The sequence below is a fragment of the Methylobacterium ajmalii genome, from assembly GCF_016613415.1.
GTDB lineage: Bacteria > Pseudomonadota > Alphaproteobacteria > Rhizobiales > Beijerinckiaceae > Methylobacterium > Methylobacterium ajmalii.
In genome coordinates this window covers 1-11,325 of the sequence record NZ_JACWCT010000115.1, presented here as the reverse complement: position 1 = coordinate 11,325, position 11,325 = coordinate 1, and the positions used below count along the sequence as shown (strand labels likewise).

Genomic DNA, 11,325 nt, shown 5'->3' with positions numbered 1-11,325 from the left:
ACCCCGTGCCGGCAACCCCCCGACCAAGCGATAGGACGATATCACATCAGCGTCAGGAGAGCACGAGGGCGAAGCGCCGGCGCGGCCAACCTCCTGCGAGGACGACAGCGCCGGCAACCTACCCGCAAAGCGAGGCGAGCTTACCACGTCGGCGCCTGCGGATGAATGATAGCCTGGGCTTTGTTTCATCACCGACCCCGCGACCGCACTCGCCTGAAACTTTCGAGAATAACTCTTATCGAAAGTTACGCTCATTCACATGCCAAGGCAACCCAAACCCTCATTCCCTGAAACCATGATCCCCCGCTTTGCGGCCTTCACGCTCCCGTGAGTTGCGGCTTGCCCGATCCCCGGCCTTCGTGCTTTCCGACTGTCAGGCTTCCGTTAACCCGGGATGCCCTGAATGCCCGAAGCCCGAAGCGTCGCAGGATCCCGCCCAGATGCACGTCATCCTTGTTGCGACCCAGAAAGGCGGCGCCGGCAAGTCCACCATCGCGGCGCACTTCGCGGCGCTGGCCGCCCAGGACGGCAAGACGCTCCTGATCGATGCCGACCCCCAAGCCTCGCTGACGGACTGGTACACCAGCCGCGAGGCCGAGACGCCGCTACTCGCCCAGGCCGACGCGAACAGCATCGCCCAGGTGCTCGACGCCGCGGCCGACGAGGACGTGCGATGGGTCATCATCGACAGCGCCCCGCACAACGCGCCGCTGATGGCTTCGCTGATGTCCCGGGCGAGCATCACCGTCATTCCGGTTCGGCCGGGCCCGTTCGACCTCAAGGCCGCCGCCAAGACCCTCGACATGGCTCGCGCGCTCAAGGCTCCCATGGCGTGCATCATCAACGCCGCCCCGCCGCCGACCCGGGAGAGTGAGCCGACCGTCGTTGCAGAGGCCCGCGTGGTCCTGTCGAGCATGGGAGCGCCGGTGCTGCCCGGCCAGGTGTCGCAGCGCGCCGCGTTCTCTCACGCCCTCATCACCGGCCAGTCCGTCACGGAATACGATCCCGAAGGCCGAGCGGCCGGCGAGATCCTGGCGATGTGGTCCGCGGTCGCCAAGCTCGCCGAGAGCTTCCCCCGGAAGTCCTGATCCCCCGAACCACCGATCCCCGCAAACCCTGAAAGCCCGAACCTATGGCGGCACCCAAGCGCCCTTCGCTCACGAACCTTGCCGTTCAGAAGCCCGCCGCCGCGGCGGCGGCCCCGGCAGAGCCGCCCGCCTCGAACCCGACACCGGCTGATCCGGCGCCGAGGGCAGCAACCACCCGCAAGCCCGTGCCTCGCCGCTCGCACCCGGACGTGAAGACGGTTCAGGTACGGATCAACCGCCGCGGATGGGCGGCCCTGCGGCGTCTCGCCGACGAAAAGGACGAGGATGGCGTCAGCCTGGAAAGCCTGATGGTCGAGGCCCTGAACGACGTGCTGTTGAAGTACGGACAGCCGCCGATCGTGGAGCGCCGGACAGGTAAGCACGGCACCGAAGGCCCCGAGGGCGAATAGCGCCCCACCGTGGGGCGAATATCGGTTTCCGATAGTCCGATCCCGGTTCGCCCCCATCGCGGGGCGCCCGGCCACCGGAAGCTCTTTCCGCTGGCGTCAGGGCGAGGCCCAATCACCGCACGCGCGGCGTGCAAGGATCCGGCCCTATGGCCGATGCCACCGCCAGCGGTTGGCGTCATAGGCGAGCCACGCCCCTACGGCGAAGATCACCAGGGGGCCGCCGGCCAGTGCGTAAAGCTCGAACCACGTCATTCCTTGAGCCCTCCTAGAACGGCCCTCGCGAGGAAATGTAGGCCCACCCCGAGGAGAACCCAACCCGGCGCGGCGAGACCGAAGAAACGGATCTGCTCGGCCGTCAGGTTCCCGAGGCCGTAGAGCGCCACGAAGAACGGCGCGATCAAGCCGCTACCGATCACGCCCACCGCAATGTTGTTCAGGAACGTGGCCGACAGCTTGGCCCGCTCGTTGTGTATCAGGCTCACGGCTCGCCCTCAGTGCTCATCCCGCGTCCCATCGGCCCGGTTGCGGAAGCGGATGCCGGCGCCGCCGCCGTTTTCGGCAATGAACTCAAGTCCGGCGCGCTCGAACGCCTCCAACAAAGCCTTATTATTCATTACCGTAAGGTAAGCTGTCTCCTCTTTAGCCTCGAAAGCACCGATCGTTGACTTAGAGACACCGGAGGCTGTGCCTAAGTCTGCTTGCTGCCATCCGAGGAAAGCCCTTGCCGCCTTGCACATCCGCGGGGTGATCCGAACGGCCATCGTTGCTCCAAAGCTGTATTTGTTTTGCAGGGCTGTTGACAGAACCCAGGCAAGGCGTATTGTAGCCCTGCAAACGGGATACAGCAATGGCCTCCACCCGATCCCTCCACTGGGCTACCGCGATGAAGGCGATCCAGGCCGACCGCGCCAAGCGTCCGGCCGGTCTCCTCGCCGCCCAGGGGTTCATTGCTGCGACCTCCGCCAAGCGCCGCCCCCTCGTGGTCGGCGGTGCCTACGACAAGGCCGCGATCATGTCGGCCGCCATCACCGCCGCGAAGGTCCACCAGGGCCGCACCGGCTCGACCTGGGGCGAGGCCCTGTCGGTCACCCTCAAAGCTACCTGGGCGCTCGCCAAGGCCGCCCGCGCCGCTCGCACTCACTAAGGATCCGAACCCATGGCCCGCACCGTCTCCATCATCGCCGATGCCACCTCCGGCCGGTTCTTCGTGGCCGAGGCCGACGGCACCCGCATTCCCCTGAACCGGGACGGCTACAGCAACGACAAGAACGCCCTTCGCGCCCTCGCGCGGCACTACGACTTCAAGGCCGTTCCGGGCTGCCCCTACGCCTACTCGATCGAGGCGACGGACCGCGAGATTGCCCCGGCCGGTCATGACCGGGCGTGCATCGTGGCCGATCATGAGGTGGCCGTCATGCAGCGCGAGGCCGCCGCTGTCGCCCAGCCCGTCGAGGCGCCCCCGCAGGCCGCTCCCGTCCCGGCGGCGCCCCAGGTGGCCCGCCGCGGCCTCCTCGCGACCATCCTCGGCGCCGGCATCTTCGCCAGCGCCGCCGCCCCGGCGTAGCCCCTTGCTGGCCGCCCTGGACGACCACCGCAGCGCGCTCCTGGCCGTGACGCAGGCCGTGACCGACTACGTGCAGGCCGAGGAGGACGCCGCCCCCGACGAACCCCAGATGCTCGCCATCGCCGATCGGGCCGCGTCCGAGGAGACGGCGGCGCTCAACGCCCTGCTGGCGCTCACCCCGGCCAACCTCGCCGAAGCCGCCAGCCTCGCGGGCCATCTCGCCGAGACGGCAACCGAGTTCGACAGGGTGGACCTGTTCGAGCGGTTCGCCGTCGTCCTCGCGCGCATGGCTTGAGGTCCGGCCGATGTCCTCCGCTCCCCGCCGCCTCACCGACATGCCCGTGCGCCCCTGGCAGGCGCCGGCCGCCCGCAGCTACTTCCCCTCGCCGGTCTATCGTCGCGCCGCGCCCACCCTGCCGCCCGACGAGCCCGTGCCCGGCGAGGGCGAGCCGTGGGAGGCCGTCACCGCCTCCCGGCCGGATACCGCCTTCGTGCGCGCCGCCCGCTTCCTGAACGCCTCCGGCGACCTCCTCTCGGCCTTCGTCCTGATCGCGGCCGGGATGCACCTGATCGGTCTCGCGTCGCTCCTCTGATCCACAACCCCGCAAGGGCTCAAGACCGCAATCCCTGAAACTCGCAAACCAAGGATGCCGCAATGTCGCTGTCCCTCAAGCTCCCCCGCCGTAATCCCGACGCGCCCCGCCTGTCCCTGCGCGAGCGCTACGCCGCCCTCAAGGGCTCGGCCGCGAAGGTGATGGGCCGCAAGTCGGCCGAGGTCACCCGCCCGCCTCTGGCCGGCGCCGGCAAGCCCTCCGCCGCCCTCGCCGCGCTCCTGGCCGCGCACGAGATGGCCTATGGCTATGCCCTGTATGCCGAAGCCTACGGGATGCCGGACCTCGCCGAGCGGCGTCAGGCGGAGGAGGAGGCGTTCCGGGCGCTCCTGCACTCGCCCCTGACATCGGACGCCGATCGCGCCGCCTACGCCGCGGCCGTCATCTCTCGCCAGGGGAATTCCCGCGGGGACGATACCGCAACCGAGCGCGATCACCCGATGGCCGTCGCCTTCCGCAACATCGCCCTCGGTGAGTACGCCCGGGAGCCGGAGGCCATGCGCCAGGTCGGCCGGCCGGCCGAGACAGCGCCCGATCCGGTCCTTGCGGCCATCGAAGCGCACCGGGCCGCGCATGCCGTGTGGCACCCGCTCATGTGCGTCTGGAACGATACGCACGGCGGGACGCCGGAATACGAGGCGGCGCGGGTGGCCGATGCTGCGGCTCGCCATACCGAGCGGGAAGCCTTTCGCGCCTTGCTCGCGACCCGACCGACCACCGTCGCCGGCTGCCTGACGTTCACCGCCTATCTGTCCAGCACGGTCATCGAGAACGACCATCAGCTAGACGAAGACACGGCGGAGGTGCTTCGCGCCCTGCGCGATGGCGCGGCTGCCCGGGGAGAAGCGCCCATCGGCGAGCCCGCCCCCGCGCCGGCCGCCCTCGACTACGGCGAGCGGGCCAAGCTGTCAGCGGAGCAAATCGACTTGTCCGGCTGCTCCATCCGGGAACTCGCGCGGCTCTACGAAGCGCTCCGCGCCACCTGGGATCACCTCTCGGCCCTCGGGCAGCTTCCGTGCTTCTGGAATGGCGACGGGCCCGCTTATCACCGGAGCTTCAATTCGGCCGGGAAGATCATCGATCGGGAAGCCGATCGCTTAGCCGGACTGTTTAACGACTGCATAGAAGAAATGGCCCGGCGCGTGCCGCAGTCGGAGAACGACGCTGACGAGGTTCTTATGAGCCGGATCACGCATGAGTTGAGCGGCAACGGGCGCATCCACGACAACGCACTTCTCGCCGACATCGCCCGCGCCTGGACTGTCTAAGCCCGATCCATTCCCCGCCCTCGTCTTTCAGCCCGCCCCGGCACTCCCGGGGCAACCATGGATCACGCCTATGCCCTCCCTCAACCTGCGCAACGTCCTCCGCCGCGACCCGAGCCGCCCGAGCCTCCGGGACCGCGCCGCCGCCCTGAAGGTCGCGGCCCGCTTGGTGACCCGCCCGCCGAAGCTTGAAGCCGGCGCTCCCGCCACCGCGGAGGCCGGCGCGATCGTGGATCGCATCCTGATTTCTCTCGTTCAGGAGTTCGTCGCGATCGGGAAGGCCCAAGACGAAACCCTCGCGGCGACCAACCACCCCGACGCATTCGATCACCCGGATTGGGTGCGCCTCGAACAGCGCGGCGTGGCGGTCCTGGCACGGATCGTTTCGACCCGGGCCCACACCGTCGAGGGAATGCAGGCCAAGGCGTCGCTTCTCGACCTATGCCGGATCAAGAGCTTTGCGAAGCCGTTCGATGACCTGTCCCGGTCGGTGCAGTCGGACGCGGACGCGATAGGCGTGGCGCCCCCGCTGGCCGGCCATGCCGATCCCCATGTCGCCATGCTGCCCGCCCTGCGGCAGGCGTTCGCCTGGACCCGTGACGCGCATCCGCTCGGAGAGTGCGCCTCGAACTCGCCCGAGGACCGCGCCTTTGCCAGGGTGCTCACCCATTGCTGGCATGTGGCGAAGGACATCACGGCCCTGCCTCCGCCCTCCACGCTCGCCGGGCTCGGCGCTCTGGCGCTGGCCCTGTCCGTCAACGCCGAGGAGGCAATCGGACGGCCCAAAGACGACGGTATGGACGACCAGCGCTATACCGAGGAGCGGCGCCTTGCGGCCGCGATCCGGGCGATGATGGCGGTTTCGGGCGTCGAACCCCTGCCGGAATGGGCCGGGTTCGAGGCCGGCCCGGACAGCGACGCGAAGTGGGAGGCGCTGAAGGCGCGAGCGGGCAAGGGCTCGGCCCCGGCCTGGGCGTTCGAGGGCAAGGCCGGCCCCGACGACATGAAGGAGGTCTAGCCGGTGTCCAACATCGTGACCTTCCGCCCCCGCCCTCGCCCGACCAAACCCCGGGACGCCCAAGCCGCCTTCCGGGAGCAGATCGAGGTTGCGGCACAAGCCGCCCTCGACACCGCCGACAAGCTGATTGCGATCCTCGACCAGATGGACGGCAACCCCGACGACGAGGACGGCGGGGACGACGAACCGTCCCTTGGCGCCCCCGAGGGACACGTCTCGCAGCTCGTGTGGCTTCGCGGCGGAGACCGCGACCTTGAAACCATCGCCTCGGAGAACCGCCCGTGAAGCTCGCCGCTACCGCCCGCCTGTCCCTCGCCCTCGGGCAGCCCCGCGGGGTCGCCTTCGGCCTGATGCGCCTCCGGGCCATACAGCGCCAGGTGCTCGCCGCGGCGGGCCACGAGGCCGGTCGGGGCAACGTCGTCACCGCCGCCGGGCTCCTCGTCCTCTGGCTCGTGGGGCTCTGATGCCGACCGCTCTGCCGACCTCCGAACCGCGCCTGTCCCCGCGCGAGACCGCCCGGTTCCTCTGGCTCTGCATCCGGGTCCGCTACCTCCGCCGCCGGATGGAACGCGCCAGCAAGCGGGCGGCCCGTGTCGGGTTCGAGCGAGCCGGCGGACGCTTCGTCCACTTCGCCCGCCTCTGGCTCGACTGCCACGAGGAGGCCGCCGGCTTGCTCCGGTGCGAGGTGCCGCTGGACGTGGCGGAGGTGCGCCGGCTGTTCGATCGCACCTTGAGGAAGCGCTAACCGCTCCCCATCATCCTGCGCATGGGCCGCGTTGCGTATCGGTCCACCAGCCCCGTCAGGCCACCCGGCCGGCGGGGCTCGCTGTTTCAGGGGTCGGCTGTTTCATCCTCGTTCGCGCCTCAGCCGCAACGCATCTGCCCGCTTCCGCTTCTCGCCATCGCTCAGCGGCAGGCCCATCCCTTCGGCAGCCTCGGGCGGGATCGGCTCGTCTTGCTTCGGCCGCGGCGGCGCGGGGTCGTCGCGGTGCTTCGGGCGGCCCTGGCTCGGCCCTCGGGTGTCACGCATCGCCATCGTCTCCCGCCGGGTGCATCTCCACGAAGGCCCGCGCCCGATCATAGGCCAGCCGTATCAATCCGGCCTCGAACGGGTCCGTCATGTCGAGGTCTTCCCATGTGGGGCAGCCTTGGATGCGGGGGCGGTTATGCTCGTGCAACTCGCGCGCGATCACGTCGAGGGGCTGGGGGTCGGCAGGCGGATGGCTCACGGCTCGGCCCCTCCCATGGCGGGTGATGCACCGGCCTATCCGGCATTCAGGCGAGCGCCAACCCGCCAAAGTTTGACGAACCGTTGCCGTTCGTGCCGAATGGCTGATTAAGGCGGCCCGCATCCCGCGAGTCGCTAACAGGATCACCGCCGCGACAGCAGCCACAAAAAGCGAGACCCCCGGAAGCCTGCCAGGGCCGCCAGGGGTCTGAAGCCCCGAGGGGGCCGATCCAGTCCGATACAGACGGATCATCCCCCGAAATCGCCGAGCGTGTCAATCCGAAGCGTCGCTTTCGGAGACGGGGACGGCTTGCCTTGTGAACGGACCGCCCGACCGGCGGCGCCGAATGCTGAACCGCGGCCCGACGAGGGCCGAACGATGACGCACGCCTATGCCCGGGGGGATGGCGAAACGCCCGCCGCGATGAAGTTTGCCGGCCCCCGCCAACGGCGTGAGGCGGCGTCCAGCCGGGCCGCCTGGTGCCCCGACAGCGCCGGTCCGTACCGATTGCCGGCCGGGATCCGCGATCGGCTCTTGGCCGCGCTGGCGAGCCGGAAGAACCGGGAGGCCGCCTTTGCCTTGGCGGTGTGGCTCGCGCGCTTTTGGAGCAGCCCGCGGCGGCTGTTATGCGCGATCCCGGTTGATAGGAGGGCGATTGCCGATCGTGACGACCTTGGCCTGTCTGAGGCCCGGGTGCGCGGCGCCCTCGCGGCTTTGGTCGAGGTGGGCTTCCTGGCTCGATATGAGCCCGATCCCGGGAAGCGCTACCAGCGGACAGATGGCGGCCTTCAGCGAAGGGCGATCCTGCATCGGTTCGGGGAGGAGTACGCCGTAGCTTTCACGGCAGCGAATGCGCGGGCGCTAGCGGCCCGTGGAGCCCCGACGCCCGCCCGGCGGCCAATCCCGCGTCCCGAGCCCCAACGGGCGCCAGCGCCCAACGTCGCAAGCCCTAGGGCCACATCCGAAACCTTTCTCGCCCAAAAGCACCCTTCCCCGGATAGGGGGGTGATTATGGGAGAGGTCAAAGAGGGAGAAGCCGGACCAGCCTGTGAAGGGTTGGAGGCGGCCCTTGCACGGCTACGGCGAGGCATGGGTCTATGACCGCCAGGGACGCGGAACGGCTCAAAGCTCTGCCGAGGGGCAGGGTCGCGGGGGCGGCCATGCCAGTCCGTCACCGGCTCGGGCTGCGGATCGCTGTGCGACACCTCGACAGGGGCGAGTGCAATCCCCATACCTTGCGAGCCGAAGTCGCGCCGAGGTCCCCGATGTGGAGTAGAGCGGTTCTCTTTGCGGTCGCCGCGGTGATCGTGACCGCGCCTCAGGCGCAAGCCTGCAAGCTCATGACCGTGTTCGGCGGCCCGGTAAGCTTTGAGCCCATGAAAGATCCGGGACAGGTCACCGTTCGCAACGATGGCATGTCAGGCGGTGAGCAATTCGGAACGCTTCGTGGAACGCTGATGGCTTCGCGCGAAGGTATCCTCGTCATATCGCGAGACGGATCAAGGGTCGGGATCATTGATCCTAGGTCCGGTCATCTGTCGGACGAAGGCGAGGACGATTGCAGCCGCAACATTTACTTGCGCTCGGCTACGCCAGCCGCGGGCATCGTCATCAATGGCGATAGCCCGATCGGCACATATAAGGGCAAACTGCCGAAATAGTCGGGCTACTTGTCCCGGCTTTCCTCTGCGGCTTTATAAGCCCTGCTTTCGTTTTCGCTTTCGGCTTGAATGAAATCATTCATAAGTGCAAGGTCTGCAATGTTTAAGGTGCCGTCTAAGAGACTTTCATAGCGGCACATTCCTCGACGGACTGGCGTGAGAAGCCACGACAGCCCATCGGGGAGTGTAACGGCATCGAAGCTCGGAGGTCTTTTGCCGAGTGGCTGGCAGTCAAACGCCTTTCTGGAAAAGAAAGGTTGCAGGTTTTTCCACACGACAAGGGCTGTTGACTGCAAAAGCTCCTGTAAATCGACCTCACCCTCTATCAACTCGTCAGCGTCAGCGTTCCACATCGGGCGCCAGCCGTCCTCCCCGCCGGGGCAACGATGGGCGTGCCGAAGGGCGCGGCTGATGATACCGTCCAGCATCTCATCCGGCATATCCGTGAAGGCCGAGAGAAGCGGATTAGTGGCACCACCTCCCGATTTGCTGGCCTTAGCAGATGCGTTAAGTCCCTCTAAGATCGGTTCAAGAGCCCTTAGGCACCAGAATTGATCAAACGCATTCATTCTGGGCGTTCGATACAAATCGGTTCCCGTCGATATCGTAAGCAGCTTGCTTTCGTAAGAGATAGTCATTTATCACCTAGTTGCCCTGCGGAACGCCCCGCTCAAAGAATTCCTTCGTAAGCCTGCGATTGTTTCTGTCGATTGTCATTGCAGCGGAGGATGCGTCGCTAATGCCTGTAATGGTCGTGGTGAACGTGGGTGAGTTAGTTGTGGTCGAGCTACGGTTGATGCCGCCCATCTGAGCGGCCTGATAGTTCCCGTGCATGGCCGCAAAGTCCTTATCCCCGAGGGCTCGGGAAACGCGGCTCCAATGCCCATCATCGGCCGCGATGACCTGGGCGTCGCTGATCTTCGTCGCCTTGCCGACCTCGCGCCCGATCGTGTCCAGGTGGGGCAGCCACCCCCGAGCCTTCGCGCCCCGGCCGCCTTCCTCGCCGGCCCCGAAACGCTCGCTCTCGCGAACGCCGTGGATCGCCTCGTCTATGGTTGGGTTGCCGCGAAGGATGGCGCCGCCCTTGGCCGTCCGCGGATGGTCGTACATCGGATCGCCGGGCTTGGCGTTGTGCTCCGCAATCCAAGCCTTCGTTTGCCACCGGGCGTCCATCGGGTCGCCGCCTTGGCCTTCGATCCATTTCTTGATGCGCGGCCAGCGGTTGCGGTCCCATTGCCAGAGGCCGATATGCCCGCGGTTGTAGCTGTTTTCCGGGACAGCAGGGTTTAGCCCGCTTTCCGTTTGCATAGACCCGACAATGGCCGCGACGGCGTTATCGTTGTAGCCTGCCGCCCTAAGCTCATCAATGATGGCTCGCGCGTTGCCGGCTCGACTAATCTTGCCGATGCTCGCGGTGCCGCCCCCTCCGCCGCCTCCGCCCGCGCCTGGCTTGTCGCCATAGCGGATATTCGGCTTCCGCCCGCCGAGCCATGTCGGGGCATACCTCCGATAGAGCTTGCCGAGCTTGCCCGAGTTCTCTTTCCCGATGTCCCCCATAGGGTTCGTGTCGAGGGCGCCGCCGGTCGCCGGATCAACGTTGCCCTTCGCGACCTGTCCGGGAAGCTGCGCGGCTGTCGCGGCTCCTGCGATACCCGCGCCGGCCAGCAACCCCGCCCCAGCAAACCCGCCAATGCCGAAGCTGGCGAGAAGCCCGCCCCAGCCGGCGCCGACGAGGCGGAAGGCCAGGAGGAGCTTCGCTACCCATGTCGTCAGCACGTAGGCCGCAAAGACCTTGAGCGCGGTCTGTAGGCTGTCAATCGAGGCTTCCCACTTCCCCGTCTTCTCATCCACGGTGCCGAGGGTGGACAGGATGCCGTCCAGAAAATCCTTTGCCTCTTTGCTGGTGAGGAGCTTGAGAAGGGCAGTCGCGAGCGCGATCACCGCCTTAACTACCTTCTCGATGATTTCGGCAATCTTGTCCCCGTTGCGATCCAGGAAGTCCAAGAACTCCTTGAACACATTATCCTGAGTGCCGAACAGTCGGGATGTGACCTTTGCCCCGATGATGTCGATTGCCGCCCCGATCTGGCGCCACGTCGTCGCGAGCTTATTGCCATCCGCGGCGGCCTTGTCGGGATCAAGGCCCGCCTTTCTCATTGATGCGCGGTACTGCTCCGCGAACACATCAATGTTTCTGCCAAGAGCCGTTAGCGTGCTTTCGTCAATTCCGAATATCTCGCCAACATAAGATCGAACCGCAAAGCTCTTGCCGTTGAGCGCCTTCCCTAGATCGGAGATGAGCTTCGTCCTATCGCGAAGCTGGCCGTTGGCGTCTCGGGTCGTCACGCCGTATTGCTTCAATAGCGCTTCGGAACCCTGAGGGTTCATCTTCATGAACCGGGCGAAGTTCTCAAGCGAGGACTGCGCGCCGGCCGCCGTGCCGCCGAGCTGGCTCACCCCGTAGGAGAAGGCTTTGATG

17 protein-coding genes are annotated in these 11,325 nt (G+C 67.0%); 12 read left to right on the top strand and 5 right to left on the bottom strand.

Annotated elements, in window-relative coordinates:
- The first annotated feature begins 440 nt into the window (after nucleotides 1–440).
- Both HPY23_RS21665 and HPY23_RS32705 read left to right on the top strand, forming a co-directional pair.
- A complete protein-coding gene (locus tag HPY23_RS21665) occupies nucleotides 441–1,088 on the top strand; it encodes a nucleotide-binding protein (protein ID WP_200602147.1) in 648 nt (215 codons plus the stop codon).
- Nucleotides 1,089–1,132: 44 nt separating this feature from the next.
- Nucleotides 1,133–1,498, top strand: coding sequence for a hypothetical protein (locus HPY23_RS32705; protein WP_210344684.1), 366 nt, complete (start codon nucleotides 1,133–1,135; stop codon nucleotides 1,496–1,498).
- A gap of 248 nt (nucleotides 1,499–1,746) precedes the next feature.
- On the opposite strand, the gene HPY23_RS21655 is transcribed toward HPY23_RS32705, so the two are convergent.
- Both HPY23_RS21655 and HPY23_RS21650 read right to left on the bottom strand, forming a co-directional pair.
- A complete protein-coding gene (locus tag HPY23_RS21655) occupies nucleotides 1,747–1,980 on the bottom strand; it encodes a hypothetical protein (RefSeq protein ID WP_200602146.1) in 234 nt (77 codons plus the stop codon).
- A 9-nt stretch (nucleotides 1,981–1,989) separates the two neighbouring features.
- Entirely contained in the window at nucleotides 1,990–2,259 is a 270-nt protein-coding gene (locus HPY23_RS21650) for a helix-turn-helix domain-containing protein (RefSeq protein WP_236012989.1), read from the bottom strand.
- A gap of 86 nt (nucleotides 2,260–2,345) precedes the next feature.
- Between HPY23_RS21650 and HPY23_RS21645 the strand changes: the two genes are divergently transcribed.
- The 9 genes from HPY23_RS21645 to HPY23_RS21605 all read left to right on the top strand — a co-directional run bounded on the left by HPY23_RS21645 (nucleotide 2,346) and on the right by HPY23_RS21605 (nucleotide 6,701).
- The gene (locus HPY23_RS21645; protein WP_200602145.1) at nucleotides 2,346–2,642 is read left to right on the top strand and encodes a hypothetical protein; all 297 of its coding nucleotides are present in this window, start codon (nucleotides 2,346–2,348) and stop codon (nucleotides 2,640–2,642) included.
- Nucleotides 2,643–2,654: 12 nt separating this feature from the next.
- Nucleotides 2,655–3,062 (top strand): hypothetical protein, encoded by a 408-nt coding sequence (locus tag HPY23_RS21640; RefSeq protein WP_200602144.1) that lies wholly within the window; start codon nucleotides 2,655–2,657, stop codon nucleotides 3,060–3,062.
- A 4-nt stretch (nucleotides 3,063–3,066) separates the two neighbouring features.
- On the top strand, nucleotides 3,067–3,357 hold the full coding sequence (locus HPY23_RS21635; protein ID WP_200602143.1) for a hypothetical protein: 291 nt from the start codon (nucleotides 3,067–3,069) through the stop codon (nucleotides 3,355–3,357).
- A gap of 10 nt (nucleotides 3,358–3,367) precedes the next feature.
- On the top strand, nucleotides 3,368–3,655 hold the full coding sequence (locus tag HPY23_RS21630) for a hypothetical protein (protein ID WP_236012988.1): 288 nt from the start codon (nucleotides 3,368–3,370) through the stop codon (nucleotides 3,653–3,655).
- Between the two features lie 62 nt (nucleotides 3,656–3,717).
- Nucleotides 3,718–4,941, top strand: a complete 1,224-nt coding sequence (locus HPY23_RS21625; RefSeq protein ID WP_200602142.1) for a hypothetical protein — start codon at nucleotides 3,718–3,720, stop codon at nucleotides 4,939–4,941.
- A 70-nt stretch (nucleotides 4,942–5,011) separates the two neighbouring features.
- Nucleotides 5,012–5,956 (top strand): hypothetical protein, encoded by a 945-nt coding sequence (locus HPY23_RS21620; RefSeq protein ID WP_200602141.1) that lies wholly within the window; start codon nucleotides 5,012–5,014, stop codon nucleotides 5,954–5,956.
- A 3-nt stretch (nucleotides 5,957–5,959) separates the two neighbouring features.
- Complete coding sequence (locus tag HPY23_RS21615) at nucleotides 5,960–6,241, top strand: hypothetical protein (protein WP_210346866.1); 282 nt, start codon at nucleotides 5,960–5,962, stop codon at nucleotides 6,239–6,241.
- The gene (locus HPY23_RS21610; RefSeq protein ID WP_200602140.1) at nucleotides 6,238–6,420 is read left to right on the top strand and encodes a hypothetical protein; all 183 of its coding nucleotides are present in this window, start codon (nucleotides 6,238–6,240) and stop codon (nucleotides 6,418–6,420) included. Before HPY23_RS21615 ends, HPY23_RS21610 begins: the two co-directional genes overlap by 4 nt.
- Nucleotides 6,420–6,701 carry a hypothetical protein gene (locus HPY23_RS21605; protein WP_200602139.1) on the top strand — a complete coding sequence of 94 codons (282 nt, stop codon included), beginning with the start codon at nucleotides 6,420–6,422 and terminating at the stop codon, nucleotides 6,699–6,701. Before HPY23_RS21610 ends, HPY23_RS21605 begins: the two co-directional genes overlap by 1 nt.
- A 277-nt stretch (nucleotides 6,702–6,978) precedes the next feature.
- Here the strand turns inward: HPY23_RS21605 and HPY23_RS21600 are convergent, their stop codons facing one another.
- Nucleotides 6,979–7,185, bottom strand: a complete 207-nt coding sequence (locus HPY23_RS21600) for a hypothetical protein (protein WP_200602138.1) — start codon at nucleotides 7,183–7,185, stop codon at nucleotides 6,979–6,981.
- 1,265 nt (nucleotides 7,186–8,450) lie between these two features.
- Here HPY23_RS21600 and HPY23_RS21595 point away from each other — a divergent pair.
- Nucleotides 8,451–8,846: a hypothetical protein gene (locus HPY23_RS21595; RefSeq protein ID WP_200602137.1), complete on the top strand. Its 396-nt coding sequence runs from the start codon at nucleotides 8,451–8,453 to the stop codon at nucleotides 8,844–8,846.
- A gap of 5 nt (nucleotides 8,847–8,851) precedes the next feature.
- Here HPY23_RS21595 and HPY23_RS21590 read toward each other — a convergent pair whose 3' ends face one another.
- Nucleotides 8,852–9,484: a DUF6889 family protein gene (locus HPY23_RS21590; RefSeq protein WP_200602152.1), complete on the bottom strand. Its 633-nt coding sequence runs from the start codon at nucleotides 9,482–9,484 to the stop codon at nucleotides 8,852–8,854.
- Nucleotides 9,485–9,491: 7 nt separating this feature from the next.
- Nucleotides 9,492–11,325 (bottom strand): phage tail tape measure protein (locus tag HPY23_RS21585; protein WP_200649674.1); only part of this gene is annotated, 1,834 nt, incomplete at its 5' end.

Excerpts from the sequence above, each read along its gene's own strand:
- HPY23_RS21665 (WP_200602147.1), top strand. The coding sequence starts at position 441 with ATGCACGTCATCCTTGTTGCGACCCAGAAAGGCGGCGCCGGCAAGTCC.
- HPY23_RS21630 (WP_236012988.1), top strand. The coding sequence starts at position 3,368 with ATGTCCTCCGCTCCCCGCCGCCTCACCGACATGCCCGTGCGCCCCTGG.
- HPY23_RS21625 (WP_200602142.1), top strand. The coding sequence starts at position 3,718 with ATGTCGCTGTCCCTCAAGCTCCCCCGCCGTAATCCCGACGCGCCCCGC.
- HPY23_RS21645 (WP_200602145.1), top strand. The coding sequence starts at position 2,346 with ATGGCCTCCACCCGATCCCTCCACTGGGCTACCGCGATGAAGGCGATC.
- HPY23_RS21620 (WP_200602141.1), top strand. The coding sequence starts at position 5,012 with ATGCCCTCCCTCAACCTGCGCAACGTCCTCCGCCGCGACCCGAGCCGC.
- HPY23_RS21640 (WP_200602144.1), top strand. The coding sequence starts at position 2,655 with ATGGCCCGCACCGTCTCCATCATCGCCGATGCCACCTCCGGCCGGTTC.
- HPY23_RS21650 (WP_236012989.1), bottom strand. The coding sequence starts at position 2,259 with ATGGCCGTTCGGATCACCCCGCGGATGTGCAAGGCGGCAAGGGCTTTC.
- HPY23_RS21590 (WP_200602152.1), bottom strand. The coding sequence starts at position 9,484 with ATGACTATCTCTTACGAAAGCAAGCTGCTTACGATATCGACGGGAACC.
- HPY23_RS21595 (WP_200602137.1), top strand. The coding sequence starts at position 8,451 with ATGTGGAGTAGAGCGGTTCTCTTTGCGGTCGCCGCGGTGATCGTGACC.
- HPY23_RS32705 (WP_210344684.1), top strand. The coding sequence starts at position 1,133 with ATGGCGGCACCCAAGCGCCCTTCGCTCACGAACCTTGCCGTTCAGAAG.
- HPY23_RS21605 (WP_200602139.1), top strand. The coding sequence starts at position 6,420 with ATGCCGACCGCTCTGCCGACCTCCGAACCGCGCCTGTCCCCGCGCGAG.